Genomic DNA, 23,965 nt, shown 5'->3' on the forward strand with positions numbered 1-23,965 from the left:
CCGTAGGGGCGGCCGGCGTCGCTCAGAGCCCGGCGCGCTCCGCGAGGCCGGCCGAGAACGCGGCCTGCCCCGCGTGCTGCGTGTCGTCGTCGATCACCGAGACGAGCCGCACCGCGAGGGTCACCGGCGGGTCCCAGTCCTCGTCGACCACGCGGGCGAGGTCGGCGTCCTCCAGCGTGTCGAGGTAGGCGAGCGTCTGCTCGTGCACGGCGTCGTAGTACTCCGCGAGCAGCTCGGCCGGCACCGCGGCGAGCGCCGCGACCTCGGAAGGCTCCATCCCGTAGCCGTTCGTCTCGGCCGGGAACGGCAGTCCGGAGCGCTCGTGGAAGCCGCCGGAGATCCAGAGCTGCTCGCGGCCGGCGAGCGGGGCGAGGTGATCGTCCTGCACCCGGGTCAGGTGCCAGACGAGCCAGGCGGCGGAGTTGGCCTGCGCGTCGGCCCGGAAGCCGAGCCGCTCGGGGGTGCTGTCGTCGAGGACAGCGTGCACGGTCCCGTGCACCCGGTCGAAGGCGTCGCGGAGGAGGTCGATGGCTGCAGTCATCCCGCCAGTCTGCTCGGCGCGCCCGTGCCACGTCACCCCCTGCCGAGTGCTCGGAGGATCCCCGGAGGCGGGTGCCGGATACTCGCTCCGTGACCTCCGGAACCTCGAACCTGGCGATGAAGCCGTGGCTGACCTCCTACGCGGAGGGCGTCCCGGCCGAGATCGACCCGCCCACGCAGACCCTCGTCGATCTGCTCGAGGACTCGGTGGCCCGCTACAAGCGCGGCATCGCGCTCGAGTTCTTCGGCGCCGAGACGAGCTACGCCGAGCTCGGCGAGAAGGTCGCCCGCGCCGCGGAGGGGCTGCGCCGCCTGGGCGTGCGCGCCGGCGACCGCGTCGCCCTGGTGCTGCCGAACTGCCCCGAGCACGTGATCGCGTTCTACGCGGTGCTGCGGCTCGGCGCGATCGTCGTCGAGCACAACCCGCTCTACACCCCGCGCGAGCTGCGCCGGCAGTTCGAGGACCACGGTGCCCGCGTCGCGGTGGTCTGGAACAGGACCGCCGACGTCATCGCCGCGCTGCCCGCCGACCTCGGCGTCGAGCGCGTCGTCTCGGTCGACCTCACCGCGTCCTTCCCGCTCGGCAAGCGGCTCGCCCTGAGGCTCCCGCTGGAGAAGGCCCGGGAGGCGCGCGCCAAGCTGACCACGAGCCCGCGCACCCGCTCGCTGATCCCCTTCGACCGACTAATGGGCGGCCGCCGGATCGCCCGCTCGCACCCGCGACCGGCGCTCGCCGACACCGCGCTGCTCCAGTACACGAGCGGCACCACCGGCACGCCGAAGGGCGCGATCCTCTCGCACGCCAACCTCCGCGCGAACGCGCTGCAGGGTCAGGCCTGGGTGCCCGGGCTCCGCGAGGGCGACGAGACCTTCTACGCGGTCCTCCCCCTCTTCCACGCCTACGGCCTCACGCTCTGCCTGACGTTCGCGATCAGCATCGGCGCCAAGGTCGTGCTCTTCCCCACCTTCGACGTCGGCCTGGTGAAGGCCGCCGCGAAGAAGTCGCCGCCCACCTTCCTGCCCGCCGTGCCGCCGGTCTACGACGCGCTGGCCCGCGCCTCCGAGCGCGGCGAGCTCGGCCTCCGCGGCATCCGCTTCGCGATCTCGGGAGCGATGAGCCTGCCCGTCGCGACCGTCGACCGCTGGGAGCGCGCGAGCCGCGGACTCCTCGTCGAGGGCTACGGGATGACCGAGAGCTCGCCCGTCGCGCTCGGCAACCCGGTCGGCCCGAGTCGCCGGCCGGGCACCGTCGGCGTGCCGTTCCCCAGCACCCGGATCCGCCTGGTCGACCCGGCCGACCCCTCCGTCGACCGCGGACCCGGCGAGTCCGGCGAGCTGCTGCTGCAGGGACCGCAGGTGTTCCAGGGCTACTGGAAGCGCCCCGAGGACACCGCGGCGACGCTGCTGCCCGACGGCTGGCTCCGCACCGGCGACATCGCCACGGTCTCGGCGGACGGCTTCGTCACGATCGTCGACCGGGCGAAGGAGCTGATCATCACGGGCGGCTTCAACGTCTCGCCGTCCGAGGTGGAGGGCGTGCTCGAGTCGCACCCGGACGTGGTGCGCGCCGCGGTCGTCGGCCTGCCCCGCGCGGAGGGCGGCGAGAGCGTCGCGGCCGCGGTCGTGCTGCGCGCCGGGACGGTCGTCGAGGCCGAGGCGCTGCGCGACTTCTGCCGACTGCACCTGACGGCCTACAAGGTGCCGAAGCGGGTGGTGACGGTCGACGCGCTGCCGACCTCGCTGATCGGCAAGGTGCTGCGCCGCGAGGTGCGCGAGACGCTGCTGGGCTGAGCCGGCCGGCTCCGCCCTCTTCCCGGTCACAGCTCGATGGGTCCCAGCTCGACTGGTCACAGCTCGACTGGTCACAGCCCGATGAAGGAGAACGACATGACGCGATTCGTGCAGTACACCGAGAACGGCGGCCCCGAGGTGCTCGAGGTCGTCGAGGCGCCCGAGGTCGAGGCGCCCGAGGGAGGCGTCGTCGTCGCGATCCGCGCGGCCGGCGTGAACCCGATCGAGTGGAAGATGCGCTCCGGCATCCGCCCCGGGCCGCCCTTCCCCCGCCGCCTCGGCTCGGACGGCGCCGGCGTGATCACCGCCGTCGGCGCGGGCGTCTCCGGCTGGAGCGTCGGTGACGAGGTGATCGTGAGCAGCGCGGTCGGCACCTACGGCGAGTCCGTCGTCGTCGCGCCCGAGAGCCTCGACCGCAAGCCCGCGGGCCTCGGCTTCGAAGAGGCCGCCGCGCTCGGCGTCCCGATCAGCACCGCCTATCAGGCGGTCGTCTCGCTCGGCGTCGCCGAGGGCTCCGTCTTCCTCGTGCACGCGGGTGCCGGCGCCGTCGGCCAGGCCGCGGTGCAGTTCGCGGTGGAGCGGGGTGCGCGCGTGATCGCGACGGCGAGCCCGGCCAACCACGACCGGCTGCGCGAGCTCGGCGCCGAGCCCGTCGCCTACGGACCCGGTCTCGAGGAGCGCCTCCGCGCGGCGGCTCCCGGCGGAGTGGACCGCGTGCTCGATGCCGCGGGCACCGACGAGGCGCTCGCCGCGTCCCTCGCCCTCGTGAGCGACCCGCAGCACGTCGGCACCGTCGTCGTCGGCGCGCGGGCGGCCGAGCTGGGCATCCGCGCCTGGATGGGCGGCAGCCCCGTCCCGCTGACCGACGAGGAGAAGGCACTGCGCCGCGAGGGCATCCCCCACGCCGCGCAGCTCGCCGCCGACGGCCGCTTCTCGCTCGAGCTCGGCCCGCGCTTCGCCCTCGACGACGTCGCCGACGCCCACCGCCTCAGCGAGGACGGCCACACCCGCGGCAAGATCCTCCTCGTCCCCTGACCCGCCACGAGCACCCCGCGCACCTCATGCTGATCGAGCGACCCGCGCACACCATGCTGATCGAGTAGCCCGCGCAGCGGGCGTATCGAGATCCACCCGCCGACGAAGGAGTCCCGCCATGACCACCGACGACACCACCCCCGTCATCCTCGGCGGCGCCCGCACCCCGTTCGCCCGCTTCCAGGGCGCCTTCGCCCCGCTCTCCGCGGTCGAGCTCGGCGCCGCCGCCGTCCGCGCGGCCCTCGAGCGCTCCGGCGCGCAGCCGTCCGACATCGACGCCGTGATCCTCGGCCAGGTCATCCAGGCCGGCGCCGGCCAGGGCCCCGCCCGTCAGACCGCGATCCGCGCGGGCCTCGGCTGGGACGTCCCCGCCACCACGATCAACAAGCTCTGCCTCTCCGGCCTCACCGCCGTGATCGACGCCGCCCGCCTCATCCGCACCGGCGAGGCCTCCGTCGTCGTCGCCGGCGGCCAGGAGTCGATGACGAACACGCCGCACCTCCTGCTCGGCGCCCGCTCCGGCCTCGGCGTCGGCGCGCGGCCCCTCGAGGACGCGCTCCTGCACGACGGCCTCCTCGACCCCTTCGACGACCGGATGATGGGCCGCGTCACCGACGACGGCAACGCCGAGCGCGGGATCCGCCGCGAGCGCCAGGACGCCTACGCCGCCCTCTCGCACCAGCGCGCGGCGGCGGCCCGCGACTCCGGAGTCCTCGCCGAGGAGATCGTGCCGGTCGAGGTCGCGCAGCGCCGCGGCCCGGACCTCCTGGTGTCCGAGGACGACGGCATCCGCCCCGAGACCACCGTCGAGATCCTCGCGGGCCTCCGCCCCGCCTTCAGCCCCGAGGGGACGATCACCGCCGGCAGCTCCTCCCCGATCACCGACGGCGCCGCCGCCCTCGTCGTCGCGAGCAAGGGCTGGGCCCTGTCGCGCGGCCTGCCCTGGCTCGCCGAGATCGCCGAGCACGGCCAGGTCGCCGGCCCGGACAACTCGCTGCACTCGCAGCCGTCCGCCGCGATCCGCCGCGCCCTCGCCCGCCGCGGCGGAACCGTCGCCGACCTCGACCTGATCGAGATCAACGAGGCCTTCGCCTCGGTCGTCCTGCAGTCCGCCGACGACCTCGGCGTGCCGCCCGAGTCCGTCAACCTCGACGGCGGCGCCATCGCCCTCGGCCACCCCGTCGGCGCCTCGGGCGCCCGCCTCGCCCTGCACCTGGCCCTCGCCCTCCGCCGCCGCGGCGGCGGCCTCGGCGCCGCGGCCCTCTGCGGTGGCGGCGGCCAGGGCGAGGCCCTCCTCCTCCGCGCCTGACGCCCCTCCGCGAGATGCCACTTGTGCACGCCTTTCGCGGCGTGTCGCGTGCACAAGTGGCATCTCGCGGAAGGCGCCGCGCGCGGGTGCGACGTCAGCGGGTGCGCAGGACCCTCGGTGCCCGGAGGAGGGCCAGGACCGACAGCGCGAGCGAGAGGCAGTGAGCGGCGAGAAGCAGGCCGCTCATCAGGAAGACGACTCCGGCCGCCGGCACGGACATCCCGCCGACGAGGATGACGAGGCCCACGGCGAGGAAACAGGCGTGCAGGATCGTGCAGACGACGGACGTCCGCCACCACGCCGTCCAGCGGGCCAGCAGCGGCGGGAGCGTGACGAGCGCCCACAGCGCGACGCTCGGCAGGCCGAACACGGAACCGTCGACGAGGACCGCGATCAGCGCGATCGCGACGAACGGGCTTGCCACGACGGCGGCGACCAGCTGCAGGAGTTTCGACTGCAGAAGCAGGCTCGGACGGAGCGGACGGCGGGCATCGAGGTCGTGCTCTTCGATCGCGGTGCGGGCGATGACGGCGGGATCGCCGAAGGACTCGACGAACCCCTCCTCGTCTCCCGCCCCCGCCGCGTGCTCGGCGGCGTCCTGCAGGAGCCCCCGCTGCGACCGTCGCGGCAGGACGGCGAGCTCGCGTCGCAGCTGCGCGTCGTAAGCGCGCCGACCGGTCTCGGTGGTGTGCGTCGTCGTCATCGGTTCGTCTCCAGGAGGTCGTCAACGGTGCTGCGGAACGGCGCCCATTCCGAGCGGAAATCGTCGAGCCGTGCCCGACCCGCCGGGGCGAGCGAGTAGTAGCGCCGCTGGCGTCCCTCCCTCGGGTCGGTGAGCTCGGTCGACACCAGTCCGTTGTCGCGCAGGCGGGAGAGGAGCGGGTAGAGCGTGCCCTCGCCGGCGATCAGGCCGGCGCGGCTGAGAGTGAGCGCGAGCTCGCGCCCGTACTTCGGCCCCCCGGCGATGGCCGCCAGGACGCAGAACTCGAGAACCCCCTTCCGGAGGTTCGCGAGGATCTTCTCGGTGTCGGTCGCCATGCCCGCCATAATGCCTTGCATCACAAGGCCTGGCAATACCCAGTTTGCGCTCCTGGTCGATCCCGACGCCAGGCGGGCTCTCGCGAGATGCCACTTGTGCACGCCTTTCGCGGCGTGTCGCGCGCACAAGTGGCATCTCGCGGGGAGGGTCAGCCCGCCCGGCTACGCTCGCGGGATGAGCATCCTCAGCGCGGACGGCCTCGAGTTCGTGACCCAGCGGCACCTGGCCACCCTGTCGACCCCGTGGCAGCAGGGACGCCTGCACGTCGTCGCCGTCGGCTTCACCTACGAGGACGGCGTCGTCCGCGTCATCACCTCGCGCGAGAGCCAGAAGGTGCTGAACGTCCGCCGCGGCGGCACCGCGACCGTCAGCCAGGTCGACGGGATCCGCTGGCTCAGCCTCGGCGGCCCCGCCTCGATCGAGGAGGACCCGGATGCCGTCGCGCACGCCGTCGAGCTGTACTCGCAGCGCTACCGGACGCCCCGCGAGAACCCGCTCCGCGTCGCGATCCGCATCGACGTCGACTTCGCCCTCGCCTCCTCGGGCCTGCGCGCGGAGTAACCCCGTGCACTCCCCCGACGCGCTGAGGGCCGACGGCACCGTCTCGTCGCTGCGGACCTACCGCTACGTCCGGGTGTCGCTCGTCGCCGCGGTGCTGTTCCTCGGCGTCGGAGTGACGTGGCACCTGGTCACGCTCGGCCCCCTGCGCTCCATCAGCGCCGCGTACTACACGCCGGTCCGCTCGGTCTTCGTCGGCTCCCTCTTCGCCGTCGCCGTCGGACTGGTGGTCCTCGCCGGGCGCAGCGTCCGCCGCACGCTGCTCGTGATCGCCGGCTTCACCGCCCCCGTCATCGCCCTGGTGCCCGCGCCGATCCCCTCCGACGAGCTGGAGCTGCTGACGGGCACCGGCTGCCCCGCGGGCGTCGCGCGCTGCGTCGCCCCCGGCTCGGAGGACGCGATCGCCGTCGGGATGCTCGCCTACCTCGCCGTCGTCGCGGCGGCCCTGGTCGCCTCGCTCGCCTTCCTCGCCGTCGACCGCGCGCTCGACCGCGGCGCCTGGCTGCGCGCCGGCGGTGCCGCCGTGCTGCTCACCGCCCTCGCCGTGTTCTCCACCACCCCGGCCTTCGCCGACTTCGGCCACTACGCCGCCGCCGCACTCTTCTTCCTGCTCATCGCGGCCGTCGCCGGGATCCACGCCCATGCCGTTCGCTCGCAGGGCGTCTGCGGACCGGGCTCGCTCCGCGCCTACGCGCTCGCCTACTCCGCGCTCGCCGTCCTCCTGGCCGCGGTCGACGCCGCCGCGATCGTCCTCCTGCTGACCGGCCGGGCCTCAGAGCTCCTCGGCGAGCAGTGGCTGCTGATCGTCGAGGCGATCGCCCTCGCCCTCTTCACCGCCTTCTGGATCCTGCAGACCGTCGAGAACTGGCGCGACCCGGACGCGGCGGCCCACTGAGCAACAGCACGATCCCGGCGACGGAGCGACCGATCGCGACGGCGGCTGTGGTGAGCACGACCACCGAGAGGGCTACGAAGCTCCTCTCAGCAGTGGTCGAGGACCTATCGTTTCGCTGGAGAAGGCTCCGCGACCCTCCGCACCAGCGTCACGAGCCCACACCGAGGGGATCGACGCGGCACCGCTGCAGCGCCTCCCGACCCGCGTCCTCCTCGGCGAAGGGGTAGTCGTCACGCGGGACGTCATTCGCGTAGTCGGACGTCGAGTACGACGTCGGCACGACGCCGGAGCGGGCGAGGCACTCCACGACCAGCGTGGTCTCGTCGGCGCGCTCGGGGTTGCGGTGCGTCCAGCTGGAGAGGGCGCCGATCTCGGTCTCGCCCGAGCTGCGCGAGCAGCCCTTCACCTCTTCGTAGGCGGCGTCGGCGTCGGTATCCGGAGCGAACGTCAGGTGGAACGACCCGTCGAGCGCGTACTCGTCGATGCCGTAGCCGAGATCCGCGACGCACCTGGTGAAGCGGTCGATCATCTCCGCGCGCTCCTGCTCCGAGACCACGCCGTCCTCGATGACGGACCGGGTGAAGTCGTCCGTCGCCCGGTCGTAGGCGGTGGCGAACTCCGATGCCCAAGGACCACTGAAAGCAGGCGTGCCGAGAGCCGGTTCGGACTGCCCGTCCGGACCCGCGGCACTCGTGCACGCGGTCAGACCGAGGACAAGCGCGGCACTCAGCGCGACGAGCGTCCTCCCGATCGGCCCGCCGGGCCGGCTCTGCACGGGGTGGGCGGGACTCGCTGTCCGACGCGTCACCGTCCACCGACCCGCTCGAACCGCTCCCGGACCCACCGAGGGTGGACGAGCTCGCGCCAGGCCCAGCCGGCCCATGAGACCTCCGGATCCGGGATCCGCCGCTTCCAGACGGAGGCGGCGTACGCCGTCGCGGCGAGGGTGGTGGCGGTGCCCGCGAGCAGCGCGTTCCCGAGGGCGACGGAGTTCGCACCGAGCATCGCGAGGAGAACGGCCAGGACGAGGACACCTGCAGCGAGCACGCCCTGCCGCCGTCGCGGTGCGCGCCCTCCTCCGATCAGCAGGCCCGCGAGGAGACCTCCGACGAGAGCGACGACGGTCACGGCCCGGTCGTCCGATCCGCTCGGTCGCCTGGGCCCCGATGACGCACCTCCACGGAAGGAGTCGGGGACGAGCGAGGCCAACGCGTCGTCGCCTCGGATCCGTCACCGTCACACCAGCGCACCTGCGCCGTCGGCTCGTCTCCACCCATGCCCGCAACCTCCGGAGTGTTCACGTCGCTCCCGCGAACGACTCCCCTGAGTCAATACGAGTATTGCCCTTGGTGGAGCCGCTGGCGCGAGACGCAGCCCGGCCGCGCACCCCCGCACGACTCCCCGGACATGTCGATCACCGCATCCTCGGCCGGCCTCACCCGAGAGTCGGGGAGGGCCGCTCGCTCGAGCGAACCCGCCCCCGAAACGACAAAAGGCCCGCTCTCTCGAGCGGGCCTTCCGTGTGGTGGTGGATCCGAGGGGATTCGAACCCCTGACCTCTTCATTGCGAACGAAGCGCGCTACCAACTGCGCCACGGACCCGTGCCTTCCGAGCCGTCACCGGCCCGAACAACTCGTCTACATTAGCACGTGGCCGAGGGGCGGAGGACCGCTCAGGCTCCGCGGCGGCGCTGCAGGGCCTGGTCGAGGTCGATCGCGTCGACGCCCTCGACGACGCCCATCGAGGCGAAGCGCGAGGACGGGCGCGGCGCCTCGGGGACGGGGACCGGGCCGGTCGCGCGCGGCGAGCGGATCGGCGCGACCTCGGGGGCCGACGCGGCGGCGCGCTGGGCGATCTCGGCGTCCGCGGCGGCGGCGCGGAGCCGCTCCACCGCGTCGATCGAGGCCATCGCGCTGGCCGCGACGGTGCCGCGGGAGAGGTAGAGGGGCTTGGGCAGCGGCTGCGGCGTCCAGCGCGTCTCCTCGGCGGCGGCGGCCTCCTCCTCGGGGGCGGCCGCCTCCTCGGCGAGCTCGGCCTCGAAGACCTCGGCGCGGCGGCGGGCCACCTCGGCGGTGCTGGTCGAGACCGCGGCGGGCGCGGCGCTGCGCTGCCGTCCCGGAGCGAGCAGGATCAGGGTGCCCAGCCCGGCGGCGAGCACCAGCACGCCGACCAGCGGCACCACTCCCGCGCCGCCGAAGGGCAGCATGACCAGCCCGACGAGGGCGACGACGAGGCCGATCAGCACCGTCAGCGCCGCGCCCTGACGCCAGCGCATCGCGCCGGGAGCCGTCCGCGTGCTCTGCCGCGTGCTCACGGCCGCCCGCCGCAGCGCTTCGCGCGCCGCCTTCTCCGCCTGTGCCAGCTCCATCGCCTGTGCCTTCTCTTCGGCTCGTTGTTTGGTCTCGGTCGCCCGGAGGGTGCGCTGCTGCAGCGCGACCTCGCGGGCCGTCGCCTCCGCACGCACGTGCTTGGGCACCTCCGCGGTCTCGGCGAGGATCCGCAGGGTCTGCTGGAGCCTCACCGCGTTGCGCTCGGTCGCGTAGAACGACCGCCGGCGCATCCACGCGGGGATGAGGTAGGCGACCCACAGAACGGCGGCGAGCGCCCAGACGACGCCCCCGCCCAGCCAGTCGCTACTCATGCGACCAACGCTAGGAGCACGGGGCGCTCCCGTCCGTCATTACGGGTAGGTGTGTCCGTGCGGATCGCGGATCAATCGGCTCCCCGTCGGGGGGACACCGGCGCCGTCGGGCGGCCCGGAGAGGCCCGATCGGCGGGAGGCGCGCTGGTCGGCGTCGGTCGGCACGCCGACATCGGACGGCACCTGGCCCTCGAGGTAGCGGCGCAGGACACCGCGCGGCACCTCCTCCGCCACCAGCGCGAAGCAGAAGTGGTCGCGCCAGTCGCCGTTGATGTGGATGAACCGGCGGCGCAGGCCCTCGTAGCGGAAGCCGAGCTTCTCGACCACGCGCAGGCTCGGCCGGTTCTCGGGGCGGATGCAGATCTCGATCCGGTGCAGGCCGAGGTCGAAGAAGGCGTGATCGGTGGCCAGCGCCACCGAGACGGGGGTGATGCCGCGGCCGGCGTAGCGCTCGGAGACCCAGTAGCCGATCGAGCCGGAGGAGAGGGAGCCGTAGCCGATGTTGGAGATGTTGAGCTGGCCGGCCAGCTCGCCGTCCCAGTCGATCAGGAACGGCACGCCGCCGCCGGCGCGCGCGTTCTGCTGCAGCGAGCGGATGCTGGCCCGGACGTCGAAGGCCGCGCCGCCACGCGGGTCGGACGCCTCCCACTGCCGCAGCCAGGCGCGGTTCGCGATCAGCTCGCGCTCGAGGGGGCGGGCGTCCCGGACCCGGATCGGGCGGATGGTGACACGACCCTCGGTGAGCGTCGGTATCGGCAGCGGCATGTGCTGACCCTACTGCGCGGTCGCGGCGGTCGAAGGGGGTGGACCGGAGCGCCGGAACGCGGCAGGGGCCGGAGCAGCGGGGGGCCGCCACTCCATGATGGTCGAGTAGCCCCGGAGGGGCGTATCGAGACCCACGTCCGCCAGAAGGGCGGGTCTGCAGGCTCAGCTGCAGACGACGGTGGATCTCGATACGCCCGCTGCGCGGGCTACTCGATCAGCATGCAGAGGCCCGCCCGCTCATGAAGAGGCGAACCCGTCGGACTTCATGCTGGTCGAGTAGCCCCGGAGGGGCGTATCGAGACCCACGGCCACCAGAAGGGCGAGTCTGCAGACCCGACTGCAGGCGACGGCGGATCTCGATACGCCCGCTGCGCGGCCTACTCGATCAGCATGGAACGGACGCATGCTGTGCGGGCTGCACGATCAGCATGCGCGGGCCGCGCAGCGGGCCGTGCGAAGAGCAGCGCCCGCGCAGCGGGCCCCGCTCAAGGGCGGGCCCCGCCCCGCGGGATCCTCGGTCAGAGGCCCGCGACGAAGTCCTTCAGCCAGGGCTTGAGGTCGACGCCGAGGTCCTCGCGGTCGGAGGCGAGCTGCACGATCGCCTTGATGTAGTCGAGCTTGTCGCCGGTGTCGTAGCGACGGCCGCGGAAGACGACGCCGTAGACGCCGCCGAACTCGGCCGGGTCCTGCGCCATGCGCTCGAGGGCGTCGGTCAGCTGGATCTCGCCGCCCTTGCCGGGCGCGGTGTGCTCGAGCACGCCGAAGACGTCGGGCTTGAGGACGTAGCGGCCGATGATCGCCAGGTTCGAGGGCGCGTCCTCCTTGGAGGGCTTCTCGACCAGACCGGTGATGCGCACCACGTCGTCCTCGTCGGTGGCCTCGACCGCGGCGCAGCCGTAGAGGTGGATCTGGTCGGGGTCGACCTCGAGGAGGGCGACGACCGTGGTGTCGCGCTGCTCCGCCACGTCGATCATGCGGGTGAGGAGCGGGTCGCGCGCGTCGATCAGGTCGTCGCCGAGGAGGACGGCGAACGGCTCGTCGCCGACGTGGCGCTGCGCGCGCGAGACGGCGTGGCCGAGGCCCTTCGGCTCACCCTGGCGGACGAAGTGCACGTCGGCGAGGTCGCTCGCGTACTGCACGTGCGCCAGCTTGGCGTCGTCCAGCTTCTTGGCGAGGTTCTGCTCGAGCTCGGGGACCGAGTCGAAGTGGTTGGCGAGCGCGTTCTTGTTGCGCCCGATGATGACGAGGACGTCCTGGAGTCCGGCGTCCGCGGCCTCCTCGACCACGTACTGGATCGCCGGCTTGTCGACGACGGGCAGCATCTCCTTGGGGATGGCCTTGGTCGCCGGCAGGAAGCGGGTGCCGAGACCGGCGGCGGGGATGACGGCTTTGCGGATTCGAGTGCCCATGGGGCGCCATACTAGCGGCGGCCGTGGTCGGGCACGTTTCGGCCCGGAGAGGGGCTTGACCGCCGTGTACCCCGCTCGTGGACAGAGCCACCGCAGGACTCCTCACGATCGCGATGCTGCACTCCTCGCGATCGTCATCCGTCCCTCTTCAGGATCGCCGTTCCGGCCGCGAAAGCCGTCCGACACCCCGGATCTAGACTGGGCCGCATGCCAGCCGACATCACCCACGAGAAGCGGGCGCTGCGCGCCGAGCTCCGTGAGCGCCGACGCACGCAGACCGCGACCGCCCGCGAGCAGGCCACCCTGCACCTCACCGAGCACCTCGAGGAGCTGGCGACCCGGGTCGGCGCACGGTCGATCGCCTGCTACCTCTCGGCGCCGGACGAGCCGAGCACCCGCCCGTTCCTCGGCTGGGCCGAGAGTCGCGGGATCCGGGTCCTCTTCCCCATCTCCCGCCAGGACGGCCTGCTCGACTGGGCGGTCGGCGACGGCCACACCGAGACCCAGGGCCTGTTCGGGATGCCGGAGCCGGTCGGTCAGCTGCTCGGCCCGATCGCGATCAACGACGTCGACCTGATCATCGTCCCCGCCGCCACCGTCGACCGCTCGGGCATGCGGATGGGCTGGGGCCGCGGCTACTTCGACAAGACGCTCGGCTCGATGGAGAAGTGCCCGCCCGTCTACGCCGTGGTCTTCGACAGCGAGTTCGTCGAGCACGTGCCCAGCGAGGTGCACGACCAGGCGGTCGACGGCGTCGTCACTCCCTCGGGCATCGTCGACATCCGCCGCTGATCCACTCCCCCTCTTCCTCCTCTCTCCCCCGCCGCCGCCACCGCTTCAGGAGCACCAGTGCCCACCTACTCCTACCGCTGCACCCAGTGCGGCAACGCCTTCGACATCCAGCAGAAGTTCACCGACGACTCGCTCACCGAGTGCCCGAGCTGCCAGGGCGCGCTGCGCAAGGTCTTCAGCGCGGTCGGCGTGACCTTCAACGGCTCGGGCTTCTACCGGACCGACTCGCGCGCCTCGGGGTCCGGTTCCGGCTCGAAGGAGTCGAAGGGCGAGTCGGGCGGAGGGTCGTCCGCTCCCGCGTCGACCGGCTCGGGTTCCGGCGGGTCGTCCTCGGGCGGCTCCGGCGCCTCGTCGGGCTCCTCCGGGTCGGGATCCTCCGGCTCCGGCTCCTCGTCCTCGGGATCGGGCTCCGGCTCCGGCTCCGGCTCCTCGGGCTCCTCCTCTTCCTCCAAGCCCTCGTCCTCCGGGTCGGGGTCCTCCTCCTCCTCCTCCTAGGGCCGCCGCTCCCCCGGGAGCGAGCCCGCCTCCGCGCACCTCACTCCGCCCGCCGGCAGAAACGGAACAGATCATGATCAACGGCTTCAAAGAGTTCATCCTCCGCGGCAACGTCATCGACCTGGCGGTCGCCGTGGTCATCGGCGCCGCGTTCACCACGATCGTCAACGCGATCGTGACGGGCATCTTCAATCCGATCATCGGCGTCATCTTCGACGCCTCCTCCCTCGAGACGCTCGTCTGGACGATCCGCCCCGAGGGCAACGGCCAGGAGGCGTCGGTCATCGCCTGGGGCAGCGTCCTTTCCGCCCTGATCCAGTTCGTGATCGTCGCGTTCGTGCTCTACTTCGCGTTCGTGCTGCCGATCAACCACCTCAAGAACGCCGCGTTCAAGAAGAAGATGGACGACGCCCCGGCCACCGAGGACAAGGCGCCCACCGAGCTCGAGCTCCTCGCCGACATCCGCGACCTGCTCGCCAACGGCGGCACCGCGACCACCGCGAACTCCGGCAAGCACGTCGACTGACGCCCGCTGACGGGCGGAGAGGGGCGGCGATAGCGAGGTCGCCGCCCCTCTCGCCGCGTCCGGCGGTGTCCGCGGAGCGCACTCCCGCGGCGTCCGTCGTGTCAGTTCTTGTTAACGGTAACAAAGTTCTCGCGTGTCGCCCTCGCGAGCCTTTAGTGTGTGGTTCCTCACCACCCGTGCGACGGAGCACCGGCACCCTCACCCTCGAGGGCCCGCGGCCTCGTCGCCCTCTCGACGACGAGGAATCCTGCATGAGACGATCACGATCGACGTTGCGGACCGCTCTGGCGACCACGACGATCGCAGCCACCGCGCTGCTCGGAGCCGCCCTCCCGGTCTCCGCCTCCGGAGCGACGGCCCAGCCGCTGCTCCACTACAGCTTCGACACCGCGCCGACCGGCACGACCGTCGCCGACACCAGCGGCAACGGCTACAACGGCACCCTGCGCGGCAGCGGCGCCACCGTCGCCGCGGGCGCGCTGAGCCTGCCGGGCGGCTCGGCCGCCGCGGCCCCCTACGTCGACATCCCGACGGCGGGCCTCGTCGGCAAGAAGGACCTCACGGTCTCCACCTGGCTGTCGAACCGGACCGGACCCGCGAACACCGCGGCCGCGTTCCTCGGCGCCCCGGTCGCGGCCGGCGCGTCCTACTCCTCCGGCTACTACCTGCTCAACCCGACGAACCCGGCCGGCTTCGTCAAGTCGGTCGTCACGAACGCGACCAACGCCGGCGCCCCGTGGGGCACCGAAGTCGGCCCCGGCTCGACGAACGCCGCCAGCACCGGCCTGCGCACCCCCGCCGGCTACTCGCTCTACACGACCGTCATCGACGGCACGAACGGGACGCTCTCCGTCTACGTCAACGGCACCCGGATCGGCCAGAACGCGATCACCCGCAACGTCTCGTCCTTCGGTGCCTCGCTGGTCGGCTACCTCGGCCGCTCGACCTACAACGACGCCGGCTGGAGCGGCCTCGTCGACGACTTCGCGGTCTACGACAGCGCGCTCACCGCCGACGCCGTCACCGCGCTGTACTCGTCGCAGGCGATCGACCGCGCCGTCGCCTCCGTCAGCATCCCGACGACCGCGACCGCCGACTTCGCGCTGCCCACCAGCAGCGCCGGCGTCGCCGTGACCTGGCGCTCGAGCAGCGCCGCCATCGCGGTCTCCGGAGGCAGCGCCGTCGTCACGCGACCGGCCGCCGGCTCCCCCGACGCCGCCGTGACGCTCACCGCCACCTTCACCTCCGGCAGCGACACGCGCACCGTCGACTACCCGGTGCTCGTCACCGCGCAGCTCGCCGACGCCGACAAGGTCCAGCGCGACCTCGACGCCGTGACCGTCGCCCGGGCCGGCGACGTCCGCACCAACATCTCGGTCCCGGCGCGGGGCGCCCTCGGCTCGAGCATCGCCTGGAGCGTCATCGGCTCGAGCGCCGCGACGATCCGCGACGGCAGCACCGCCGACAGCCGCACCATCGTCGTCGAGCGCCCCGCCGCGGGCAGCCCGGCCGTCGACGTGACGGTCCGCGCGACCGCGACCAGCGGATCGGTGACGCGCACCCGCGACTTCACCCTCCGCCTCCAGCCGCTGCCCACGGGCACGGACGACACCGAGGCCTACGTCTGGGCCTTCTTCACCGGTGAGGGCGCCGGCGCCGAGCGCGTCAGCCTCGCCGCCTCCAAGGGGAACGACGCCCTCGACTGGAACACCCTGAACGGCGGACAGCCCGTCTTCACCTCCGACCAGGGCACCAAGGGCCTGCGCGACCCGTTCATCCTCCGCTCGCACGAGGGCGACACGTTCTTCATGCTCGCGACGGACCTCAAGATCGACGGCCTGGCCGGCGGCTTCGACACCGCGCAGAAGTCGGGCTCGAAGTACATCGAGGTCTGGGAGTCGACCGACCTGGTGAACTGGTCGGCGCAGCGCCACGTGAAGGTCTCGACCGACTTCGCCGGCAACACCTGGGCGCCCGAGGCGTACTGGGACGACGACCTCGACACCTACGTCGTGTTCTGGGCCTCGAACATGTACCCGACGACGAACGCGGCCGACCGCACCGCCGTCACCTACAACCAGATGATGTACGCGACCACCGACGACTTCGTCACCTTCTCGGAGGCGAAGCCGTGGATCGACGTTCAGCGCGGCACCGGCCGCGGCACGATCGACTCGACCATCGCGAAGGACGGCGACACCTACTACCGCTTCACGAAGGACGAGGCGTCGATGACGCTCCGCGAGGAGAAGAGCACCGACCTGCTCGCCACGGTCAGCGGCTCACTGCCCGGCACCTCCGGACCCGCGGACGAGTGGACCCTGGTCAAGGAGCGCGTCGCCTCCGGCCTGCCCAACGGCGAGCCGAACGGCACCTTCACCAGCGGTGAGGGCCCGAACGTCTTCCCCGCGAACGAGGGCGACGTGAACGGCCTCGACTGGTTCCTCTTCATCGACCAGCCGGACTACCACGCGGGACCGAACCACTACATCCCGTTCGGCACCGACGACCTGGCCGCCGACACCTGGCAGCCGCTCGGAGCGAAGCTGCGGGAGAACCTGCCGCAGAACTCCGACGGCGGCAAGCCCCGCCACGGCACGGTCATCCCGGTGACCCGCGCCGAGTACCAGCGGATGCTCGAGGCGTACGCCCCAGCCATCGCCGTCACCTCGGTCGCTCCGATCGCGGTCTCGACCGCGGCCGGCGTCGCCCCGGTGCTGCCGAGCGCGGAGCTCACGACGGCCGACGGCGCCAAGCGCACCGTCGCCGTGACCTGGGACGCCGTCGCCCCCGCCTCCTACGCCGCCGCCGGCACCTTCACGGTGCGGGGAGTGGCGCAGGACGACTCGCGGATGCCGGTGACCGCCACGGTCACCGTGCAGTCGTCGCTGAAGCTGACGGCCGCGGCGAGCACCCGCTGCGTCGCCGGCAAGGTGGTGCTGACGGTCGTCGCGACCAACGGCGACACCGTCCCGATGGACGTCACCGTCACCTCGACGGCGGGCACGAAGTCCTTCGCCGGCGTCAAGGCGGGCTCGAACGCCTCCGCCGCCTTCACCGTCCGGGCCGCCCAGCTCGCGGCCGGCGAGGCGACGGTGACGGCGACCGCCACGGTCGGTGGCAAGTCCGTCACCTCGACGGTCAAGGCCCCCTACGCGGCCCGCACCTGCGGCTGACCCGCTCCCGCGACGACGACGGCCCATCGTGCTCCGGCACGGTGGGCCGTCGTCGTCCGCGGCCCGCGAGATGCCACTTGTGCACGCGACACGCCGTGGAAAGCGTGCACAAGTGGCATCTCGCGGGAGGGGTCAGTAGTGCGGGGGGACGTCCTGGCGGAGGCGGGCGTCGTTCGGGCCCGTGTCGGGGCGCACAGCGGGCGCCTCGGGGTCGGGGACGACGGCGTCGTGCGGGGACGGGTCGGTGCCCGGCTTCGCGGGCAGGGTCGCCCGCCGGCCGCCGCGCGAGCGCCGGAGCGGTCGGTCAGCGCCGGCGGGCGCGGCGGCCCGGGAGTCCTCGGGCACGCTCAGTCGGCGGGCAGGGGCGTGATCGGCTGCGTCTCGTTCGACGCCGGGGCGGCGTCCTCGACGATCGGCGCGCCGGCGCCCACCGGCACCTCGATCGGACCGGTCGACGTCTCGTCCTGCGGGGCGCCGATCAGCCCGGCGACCCGCGCGGCCACGGCCTCGGGGTCGGCGAACAGCTCGAAGTTGTGCACGCGGAGGTAGTGCCAGCCCAGGCGGCGCAGCAGCTCCGGTCGCAGCCGCAGCGAGACCCGGAGGCTCTGCGTGCTGACGTCGCGGTCGGTCTCGACGACGACGGCGCGGGTGCCGTGCGCCGCGACCAGCGCGAGCTTGCCCTTGTGCCCGATGTTGACGCGCAGTCCGCGGCGCTCGAGACGCGCGGCCAGGTCGACGAGCATCGGCTCGGAGTAGTCGTCGCGGTCGCTCGGCTGGACGCGGTCCTCCGCCTCCTGGAGCACCTGGGCGAGCGCGACCATGCCGTAGCGCATCCGCGACTCGTCGATGTCGCCGGGGCGGAAGCAGGAGACGATGTCCATCGACCGGCGGGCCCGGGTCATGCCGACGGCGAGCAGGCGCTCTCCGCCCGGCTCGGCCAGCGCACCGAAGTTGGAGAGCAGGCGGCCGTGCGGGGTGCGGCCGTAGCCGATCGAGAAGATCACCCGGTCGCGGCTCTGCGCCACCGACTGCTCGAGCGTCACCACCGCGAACGGCTCGGGCCGGTCGCCGAGGATGAAGTCGTTGAGGTCCGCGCGCTTCGCGAACGCGGTGAGCACGGCCTGCTGCACCCGGACGGCGTGCCGCGGGCTCGCGGTGATCACCATCAGCGACTCGCGCGGCCGGATGACCGCGTGCTCGAGCACCAGCTCGACCACCTTCGCGACCTCGGCGTCGACGGACTCGACCGCTCCGGAGTCGTTCTCCGGCATGCCGTGTCCGCTGGCGATGTAGTGGAAGCGGAGCGAGTCGTGCCCGAGGAACGAGCCGGCCCACGGCAGCGAGTCGATCCGGCCGCCGTAGAAGCGGCGGTTCACCAGCTCGGCGAGGTCCTCGCCGCCCGCGCGGTAGCTGCGGGTGAGCGTGACGGTGTTCAGCAGCTCGCCGAGGCGGGCCAGCGCCGACTGCGCGTGCAGGGCCTCGACGTCGGTGCGCGAGGCGGCGCTGCCGAACTCGACGGTCTCGTCGACGCGCAGCGAGAACGGCGTCGGCGTCTGCGTCACCGGGTCGCCGAACGCGACGACCTGCTTGGCGCGGCGGATCGCTCCGACGTTCTCGGCGAGGGTCGTGGCGCCGGCGTCGACGAGGAAGACTGCGTCGAAGGTCGTCTCGGTGCCGATGCGGTGCACCTCGTAGGGCGAGGCGAGCCAGGCCGGAGCGAGCACCCGCGAGAGGTGCGGCGCGGCCTTCTGCAGCTCCTGCGGCGTGGTCGACGCCTCGGAGCGCAGCAGCGCGCGCAGGGCGTCGCGCTCGAGCTGCCAGTCGACGAGCCCGATCTTCCAGGTCTCCGAGAGCTTCCAGGCCAGCAGCTCGGCGCTGGAGGCGGCGTGCGCCTCGTCGACGAGCTTGAAGTCCGCCTCGAGGCGGTCGAGCACGCTGGTGTTGCCGCCGAGCAGGGCGCGCTCGTCGGTCAGCATGATCTCGAGCGCCGAGCGCCACCAGGCGAGGTCGAGCTCGATCGCGACCAGCTCGGCCGGCACGTGGCGGCGCGAGAGGTCGGTCAGCAGCGGGTCCAGGCCCCACTCGCGCAGCGTCGAGAGCAGCGTCGTGCGCTCCTGCAGGTTGGCGAGCACCTCGCTGTCCTCGGCGAGCCCGGAGACCATCGAGACGAGCTCGGCGAGCGGCAGGGAGGCGAGCGGCGTGCTGCCGCCGCGCCGGCCGAGCGGCTCGTCGAGCCGGCCGAGCTGGTCGGACACCTGCTGGAACGCGACCTGGACGTCGGCGACGCCGACCGGCACCTCGGGGACGGTGCCCGCGACGGCGTAGCGCTGCCAGAGCGTGCGCTGCTGCTGCACACGGCGGAGCGACGCGTTGAGGTCGGTGACGTGCGCGCCGGGCCGCATGTACTCGCGGGCGAGCTTCTTCAGGCGGCGGCGGTTCGTCGAGGACATCTCGGCGGCCTCGCGGCGCGGCGAGGTGGCGACGATGAGGTCCTGGATCGAGCGGTCGAAGACGGCCGGCTGGAACTTGTCGAGCGTCTCGCGGACGTCCTGCAGCAGGCGCAGGTAGATGCCGAGCTCGGCGACCGACTCGAACGGGCGCATGCGCGTCTGCGCGATGACGTCCTGGGCGCGGTCGAGCAGGCGCGGCAGGTCGCGCAGGTGCAAGCGCTTGGCCAGCTCGTGCGCGGCCTCCGCGTCGGCGGTCGAGTCGAACTGCGCGCCGTACCAGGGCGAGTCTCCCGGTCCGTAGCGGAACTCGCCGAGACGAGCCGACTCGATCAGCATCCGGGTCGCCTCGGGGCGGCTGTGCGCGAGGGCGGTGACGGCGCGGCGGTCGAGGCGGGCGGCGGTCGACGGGGGCGTGCGCAGCTGCGAGAGGCGCGCCAGCTCCTCGAGGGCCTGCAGCGCGGACACGCCGAAGCTGGGGTCGCGACGCGAGAGGGCGCCGCGGTAGTCGAGCAGCACCTTGCGCAGGCGCAGCAGCGCGTCGTCGATCTCGCTGACGGAGGGGCGCGCGGCCTTCTCGTTGCGGCCGATCGACTGGATCAGGTCGCGGCGGAGCGTGCGCGGGCTGACGGCGATGCCGCCGAGGCCGGCGGAGAGCAGCCGCTGGTGGATGCTGTCGAGGCTCGAGCGGCGGGCGCCGACCACGAGGACGCGCTTGTGCTGCGCGGCGAGCGCGCCGATCGCGTTGACGATCGTCTGCGTGCCGCCGGTTCCGGGGAGGGTCTTCACGACGAGCGAGTTGCCGGCCGCGATGTTCGCGATGACCTGCTCCTGCTCGGCGTCGGCGTCGAGCAGGAGGTTGTCGGTCGCCGGCGGACGCTCGTCCTGCGGGATGATCGACGCCACCTTCTGCGACTGCTGCAGCGCGCGCTTGGCGGCCGGGTTGCCGGCGACCGCGTCCAGGACGGGGTGCTCGAGCATCCGGGCGTCGCGGAGCATGTCGCCGGCGACGTCGGCGAAGCTCGACACCACCAGGCGCGGGTGCACGGCGAACCAGGGCAGGTGCGAGGTGAGACCGCGGAGCTGGTCGATGACCGGCTGCGGCTTGAAGACACCGCTCTGCACCGCGAGTTCGACGAACTGCTCGGGGTCGATCGTGATGCCGAACTGCTGCTTGAGCGCGCGGGCGAGCTGCGGGTTGAAGTAGGGCTGGCCCTTGAGCTTGAGCTCGAAGTCGCGGCCGTAGCGGCGGATCGCGAGCGGGCGCAGCAGGACGGGGGCGGTGAACTCCGTCTCGCCGGCGCGCCACTGGGCGAGGCCGATCGCGAGGTGCACGCCCTCGATGCCGCGGACCGAGCGCAGCTCGATCCCCTTGTCGGTGATGGCGGCGGCGGCGTTCTTCGCGGTGCGCAGCGCCAGCTCGTCGCGGATGAGGGAGGAGAGCAGGGTCGTCTTGCCCGAGATGAACGGCGGCAGCCCGCCCGGGTGCGTGGTGGACAGCTCGATGCGGGTGCGCGGGGAGTCGACGAAGTGCAGGAGCGGCGAGGGGCCGCCGACCTTGGCGAGCTCCTCCCGCCAGGACTGCCAGACCGGGTCGGCCGCGTTGCCGCCCTGGTAGCCGGCCTCGCCGCTCGTCACCTGGACGGGCGTGGTGGCGTTGGAGGGGAGCTGGAGGGCGGACGCCTCGCGCGGGTCACCGGACTCGGGGGAGGTCGCCACCGGTCCGGCTCCTGGGAAATCGTCGACACGTTGCACACGGACACCCTAAGCCGGGGATCTGCGAAAGGCCGTAGCGACTCGGATCGGCCGGACGACCGAGGCGTCACCCGCGTCTGGGGGTCGTGCGGGTCGGTCAGGCCGCGGCGCGGGCGAGCCCCTCGTCGCCGGATCGCGCTCCGCGATCGGGCCACACGCCGAGCGGGGGCACGCTCTCGACCCGGCGCTCGCCGTCCACGACGACGACGCGGCTCTCGACGCGGTCGTGCCCGCCGGCGACGGCCACGGCGATCATGACGGCCTCGGCGTGGTCGCGGGTGAGGTGCCCGAACGCCGCGCGCAGGTCGACCGGGCGGCCGGTGGCGAGCGACAGCGCGATCCGGGCGACCGCCTCCTCGGAGAGGTCGAGCAGGTGCGCGCCGCGCTCGAGGACCGGGAGGTCGACCGCCGGCCCCGCCGCGGTCTCGCGGATCCAGGGCAGTCCGGGTCGGGCGCAGCCGGTGCGCAGGAGCAGCTCCTGCGCGAGGGCGACGGCGGGGGTCGCGGTGGACGGGACGGCGGGCGCGGCGGTCACGAGGCGGCTCCGGTCGGCGTGGACGGCCCGCGGCTCGCCCGGCGGGCGGCGCGGACCGCCACCGACGTCACGGCCGTGACGACGCAGATCAGCCCGACCAGCGCCGGGGCGAGCCAGCCGAGCACGCCCGCCCGCTCGACGGTGGGTCCGACGTACGACCACTGGGTGAGGCCGTGGACGAAGAGAGCGAAGAAGCCGAGGGTGATCCCGGTCAGCGCGGTGACGAGATCGGCCGGACGGAGGACCTCGTCGTCCTCGGAGAGGGCGGCGGGAGCGGGAGGCGCGGCGGCGGCCGGGTCGGTGGTCGGCAGCGCGAGGGTGCCGGTGGACGGAGTGGACATGGAACCGATGGAACCAGTCGGCGGCCGTCTCCTGCGTCCTCCGCTGGCATGATGGCGCGCGCCGTTCGGCTCACGTCGCGCGGCGCCGCCCGAGCGAGGACTGGAAGCGCAGGAGGTAGCCGTCGGGATCGGTGACGAGGACCTGGCGGACGCCCGCCTCCTCCTCCCCCACCCGGTACCAGCGAGCCTCGGCAGGGGTGAACAGGGGCACCCCCGCCGCGTCGAGGGCCGCCGCGACGGCGTCGGCGTCGTCGACGCGGATCTGGAGGTTCGCGCCGCGACCGAGCGGGCGCTCCAGCGGCGCGGTGATCCAGTCGCGGGTGCTGCCGATCCGGTCGAGCATGACGTGGGCGCCGCCGCGGACGAGGTACGCGAAGCCCTCCTCCGGCCGCGCGTAGCGGACCGCGAAGCCGCAGGGGCCGCACCAGAAGGCGAGGCTGCGCTCGAGGTCCTCGACGAGGAGCTCGGGGACGAGGTCGGGCTCGGCGGCGGGGTCGGGCTCGGCGGCGGGGTCGGCGGCGGTCACGGCGCCATGCTGCCACGGACCCGCCGCGGAACGGCGGCCGGGCTAGGGTCGACGTCATGGGGGCCGGGAGCACGGATGTCGGGGACGACGGGAATCACGAGCACACCGCGCAGGCGACCGGTGAGCGACCGTTCGGAGAGCCGGGGCACGCGGACGCCCGGACGACGCACGACGGGCCCCCGCGCTTCCCGCTCAGCCTGGTGGTCGTCGTCCCGGTCGGGATGCTGGTGCTCGGCGGCCTCTTCGGGAGCGTCCTCGCCCTGAGCACTCCGTGGCTGCCGATGGCGCTGACGCGGGCGGGCCTGCCCTATGCGGTGCTCGCGCTGATCGTCGCCGTCGCGCTCCGCCTCAGCGCCGTGCGCGCCGTGCGGGCGGACCGGTCGCAGCCGCTCGACGCGGTGATCGCCTCCGGCCGCAGCCTCGCCCAGCGGGCGACCCGGGCCACCGCTGCGACCCTGCTCGCGATCTGGCTGATCGTCGCCACGGCGTTCGCGCTGCAGACCGAGCCGGGTCTCCTCGTCCTCGCCGGCGGGCCGGTCATCATCGGCGCGCTGCTGTCGATCGTCGCGAACGCGCCCCTGCTCTACTCCCCGCGGATCGCCCGCTCCGAGGTCGCCGTGGTGCTCGCGCACGCGGACGGGCGGCGGCGGATCCTCGCGAACTGGATCCTCGCGCCGCTCTCCTGGTTCGCCTACGCGATCCCGGTGCAGGCGCTCGGGCTCTGGAGCGCCTAGCGCGCCTCGGCGGTCTCCGGCGCGGTCCTCGTGCGGCCCGGCAGCAGCAGCAGCCCGGAGACGCCGACGACGATCAGCAGGATCGCTGCGACGGTGACGAAGGCGGACAGCGCGAGCACCGGCATGATGACCGTGAGCAGGCCCGCGATCACCGAGGCGATGCCCGCGGCGATCGGCAGCCACACCGGGCCGGCGACGGTGCGGCCGCTGGTGATGCTCGAGACGCCGTCGAGGATCCAGCCGAGGCCGATCACGAGGCCGAGGATGCTGAGCGACTCGAACGGGTTGGACAGGCAGAGGATGCCGGCGACCAGGATCAGCGCGCCGAGGAGGCCCGCGAGCCAGCGCACCCGGTTCTGCAGGCGCGTGGCGGTGAAGGCCAGCAGGAGCCGGAAGACGCCGGCGGCGATCAGATGGATGCCGAAGACGATCGCGACGGTGAGCAGGGTCGGGCCGGGGATCAGCACCGCGATCACGCCGAGGGCGATGGCGATCAGCGAGACGCCGATGATCCAGCTGCGCTCGACGGCGGTGCGGGAGAGTGCGGGAGAGGGAGTCGCGGCGGCGGCGTTCTCGGCCGTGTTCTCGGGCATGAGGGTCCTCTCGTCGGGGGCTGACCCCTCGAACGCTAGGGCACTTCCGCCCCGTGGCGAGC

General features: G+C 73.1%; 24 protein-coding genes and 1 tRNA gene. 10 read left to right on the forward strand and 15 right to left on the reverse strand.

The window, feature by feature from the left end:
- Positions 1–22: 22 nt before the first annotated feature.
- Positions 23–541: a DUF664 domain-containing protein gene (locus EDF43_RS05530; RefSeq protein ID WP_123735168.1), complete on the reverse strand. Its 519-nt coding sequence runs from the start codon at positions 539–541 to the stop codon at positions 23–25.
- Between the two features lie 89 nt (positions 542–630).
- Here EDF43_RS05530 and EDF43_RS05535 point away from each other — a divergent pair, with 89 nt between their 5' ends.
- From EDF43_RS05535 to EDF43_RS05545, 3 genes are all read left to right on the forward strand, one after another.
- Positions 631–2,331: a long-chain-fatty-acid--CoA ligase gene (locus EDF43_RS05535; protein ID WP_279388998.1), complete on the forward strand. Its 1,701-nt coding sequence runs from the start codon at positions 631–633 to the stop codon at positions 2,329–2,331.
- Positions 2,332–2,427: 96 nt separating this feature from the next.
- Positions 2,428–3,366, forward strand: a complete 939-nt coding sequence (locus EDF43_RS05540) for an NADP-dependent oxidoreductase (protein WP_132435906.1) — start codon at positions 2,428–2,430, stop codon at positions 3,364–3,366.
- A 118-nt stretch (positions 3,367–3,484) separates the two neighbouring features.
- A complete protein-coding gene (locus EDF43_RS05545) occupies positions 3,485–4,675 on the forward strand; it encodes an acetyl-CoA C-acyltransferase (protein ID WP_132435907.1) in 1,191 nt (396 codons plus the stop codon).
- A gap of 94 nt (positions 4,676–4,769) precedes the next feature.
- Here the strand turns inward: EDF43_RS05545 and EDF43_RS05550 are convergent, their stop codons facing one another.
- On the reverse strand, positions 4,770–5,378 hold the full coding sequence (locus EDF43_RS05550; protein WP_132435908.1) for a hypothetical protein: 609 nt from the start codon (positions 5,376–5,378) through the stop codon (positions 4,770–4,772).
- A complete protein-coding gene (locus EDF43_RS05555) occupies positions 5,375–5,713 on the reverse strand; it encodes a PadR family transcriptional regulator (protein WP_132435909.1) in 339 nt (112 codons plus the stop codon). The genes EDF43_RS05550 and EDF43_RS05555 overlap by 4 nt, the downstream gene beginning before the upstream one ends.
- Before the next feature lie 175 nt (positions 5,714–5,888).
- Here EDF43_RS05555 and EDF43_RS05560 point away from each other — a divergent pair, with 175 nt between their 5' ends.
- Together EDF43_RS05560 and EDF43_RS05565 are read left to right on the forward strand one after the other, a co-directional pair.
- On the forward strand, positions 5,889–6,275 hold the full coding sequence (locus EDF43_RS05560) for a pyridoxamine 5'-phosphate oxidase family protein (RefSeq protein ID WP_132435910.1): 387 nt from the start codon (positions 5,889–5,891) through the stop codon (positions 6,273–6,275).
- A 4-nt stretch (positions 6,276–6,279) separates the two neighbouring features.
- The gene (locus EDF43_RS05565) at positions 6,280–7,167 is read left to right on the forward strand and encodes a hypothetical protein (RefSeq protein ID WP_132435911.1); all 888 of its coding nucleotides are present in this window, start codon (positions 6,280–6,282) and stop codon (positions 7,165–7,167) included.
- 148 nt (positions 7,168–7,315) lie between these two features.
- On the opposite strand, the gene EDF43_RS05570 is transcribed toward EDF43_RS05565, so the two are convergent.
- The 6 genes from EDF43_RS05570 to galU form a co-directional block, all read right to left on the reverse strand.
- Entirely contained in the window at positions 7,316–7,975 is a 660-nt protein-coding gene (locus tag EDF43_RS05570) for a hypothetical protein (RefSeq protein WP_132435912.1), read from the reverse strand.
- Positions 7,972–8,295, reverse strand: a complete 324-nt coding sequence (locus tag EDF43_RS05575) for a hypothetical protein (RefSeq protein ID WP_132435913.1) — start codon at positions 8,293–8,295, stop codon at positions 7,972–7,974. The genes EDF43_RS05570 and EDF43_RS05575 overlap by 4 nt, the downstream gene beginning before the upstream one ends.
- A 398-nt stretch (positions 8,296–8,693) precedes the next feature.
- A tRNA-Ala gene (locus tag EDF43_RS05580) sits at positions 8,694–8,769 on the reverse strand.
- A 71-nt stretch (positions 8,770–8,840) separates the two neighbouring features.
- Complete coding sequence (locus EDF43_RS05585; RefSeq protein ID WP_132435914.1) at positions 8,841–9,809, reverse strand: hypothetical protein; 969 nt, start codon at positions 9,807–9,809, stop codon at positions 8,841–8,843.
- Positions 9,810–9,848: 39 nt separating this feature from the next.
- Complete coding sequence (locus tag EDF43_RS05590; RefSeq protein WP_123445236.1) at positions 9,849–10,574, reverse strand: GNAT family protein; 726 nt, start codon at positions 10,572–10,574, stop codon at positions 9,849–9,851.
- Positions 10,575–11,092: 518 nt separating this feature from the next.
- The gene (galU, locus tag EDF43_RS05595) at positions 11,093–11,983 is read right to left on the reverse strand and encodes a UTP--glucose-1-phosphate uridylyltransferase GalU (RefSeq protein ID WP_123702478.1); all 891 of its coding nucleotides are present in this window, start codon (positions 11,981–11,983) and stop codon (positions 11,093–11,095) included.
- Positions 11,984–12,190: 207 nt separating this feature from the next.
- Between galU and EDF43_RS05600 the strand changes: the two genes are divergently transcribed.
- The 4 genes from EDF43_RS05600 (at position 12,191) to EDF43_RS05615 (ending at position 16,972) form a co-directional block, all read left to right on the forward strand.
- The gene (locus EDF43_RS05600) at positions 12,191–12,775 is read left to right on the forward strand and encodes a 5-formyltetrahydrofolate cyclo-ligase (RefSeq protein WP_123735160.1); all 585 of its coding nucleotides are present in this window, start codon (positions 12,191–12,193) and stop codon (positions 12,773–12,775) included.
- A gap of 57 nt (positions 12,776–12,832) precedes the next feature.
- Positions 12,833–13,270, forward strand: a complete 438-nt coding sequence (locus tag EDF43_RS05605) for an FmdB family zinc ribbon protein (RefSeq protein WP_132435915.1) — start codon at positions 12,833–12,835, stop codon at positions 13,268–13,270.
- Between the two features lie 73 nt (positions 13,271–13,343).
- Positions 13,344–13,796, forward strand: coding sequence for a large conductance mechanosensitive channel protein MscL (mscL, locus tag EDF43_RS05610; protein WP_207901633.1), 453 nt, complete (start codon positions 13,344–13,346; stop codon positions 13,794–13,796).
- A 251-nt stretch (positions 13,797–14,047) separates the two neighbouring features.
- Positions 14,048–16,972 carry an immunoglobulin-like domain-containing protein gene (locus tag EDF43_RS05615; RefSeq protein WP_132435916.1) on the forward strand — a complete coding sequence of 975 codons (2,925 nt, stop codon included), beginning with the start codon at positions 14,048–14,050 and terminating at the stop codon, positions 16,970–16,972.
- A 132-nt stretch (positions 16,973–17,104) separates the two neighbouring features.
- On the opposite strand, the gene EDF43_RS21715 is transcribed toward EDF43_RS05615, so the two are convergent.
- From EDF43_RS21715 to EDF43_RS05640, 5 genes are all read right to left on the reverse strand, one after another.
- Positions 17,105–17,317, reverse strand: a complete 213-nt coding sequence (locus tag EDF43_RS21715) for a hypothetical protein (RefSeq protein ID WP_165909023.1) — start codon at positions 17,315–17,317, stop codon at positions 17,105–17,107.
- A gap of 2 nt (positions 17,318–17,319) precedes the next feature.
- The gene (locus EDF43_RS05625; protein WP_243646243.1) at positions 17,320–21,057 is read right to left on the reverse strand and encodes an AAA family ATPase; all 3,738 of its coding nucleotides are present in this window, start codon (positions 21,055–21,057) and stop codon (positions 17,320–17,322) included.
- 214 nt (positions 21,058–21,271) lie between these two features.
- Positions 21,272–21,709: a hypothetical protein gene (locus tag EDF43_RS05630; protein WP_132435917.1), complete on the reverse strand. Its 438-nt coding sequence runs from the start codon at positions 21,707–21,709 to the stop codon at positions 21,272–21,274.
- Positions 21,706–22,050 (reverse strand): hypothetical protein, encoded by a 345-nt coding sequence (locus EDF43_RS05635; protein WP_132435918.1) that lies wholly within the window; start codon positions 22,048–22,050, stop codon positions 21,706–21,708. Before EDF43_RS05635 ends, EDF43_RS05630 begins: the two co-directional genes overlap by 4 nt.
- A 70-nt stretch (positions 22,051–22,120) precedes the next feature.
- The gene (locus EDF43_RS05640) at positions 22,121–22,576 is read right to left on the reverse strand and encodes a VOC family protein (RefSeq protein ID WP_132435919.1); all 456 of its coding nucleotides are present in this window, start codon (positions 22,574–22,576) and stop codon (positions 22,121–22,123) included.
- Positions 22,577–22,632: 56 nt separating this feature from the next.
- On the opposite strand from EDF43_RS05640, the gene EDF43_RS05645 reads away from it, so the two are divergent.
- Positions 22,633–23,310, forward strand: coding sequence for a hypothetical protein (locus EDF43_RS05645; protein ID WP_132435920.1), 678 nt, complete (start codon positions 22,633–22,635; stop codon positions 23,308–23,310).
- Here the strand turns inward: EDF43_RS05645 and EDF43_RS05650 are convergent.
- On the reverse strand, positions 23,307–23,903 hold the full coding sequence (locus tag EDF43_RS05650) for a DUF308 domain-containing protein (protein WP_123735153.1): 597 nt from the start codon (positions 23,901–23,903) through the stop codon (positions 23,307–23,309). The two genes, EDF43_RS05645 and EDF43_RS05650, sit on opposite strands and share 4 nt — an antisense overlap.
- Positions 23,904–23,965 lie beyond the last annotated feature (62 nt).

Origin of the sequence: Rathayibacter sp. PhB179, from assembly GCF_004345345.1 — a bacterium.
GTDB lineage: Bacteria > Actinomycetota > Actinomycetes > Actinomycetales > Microbacteriaceae > Rathayibacter > Rathayibacter festucae.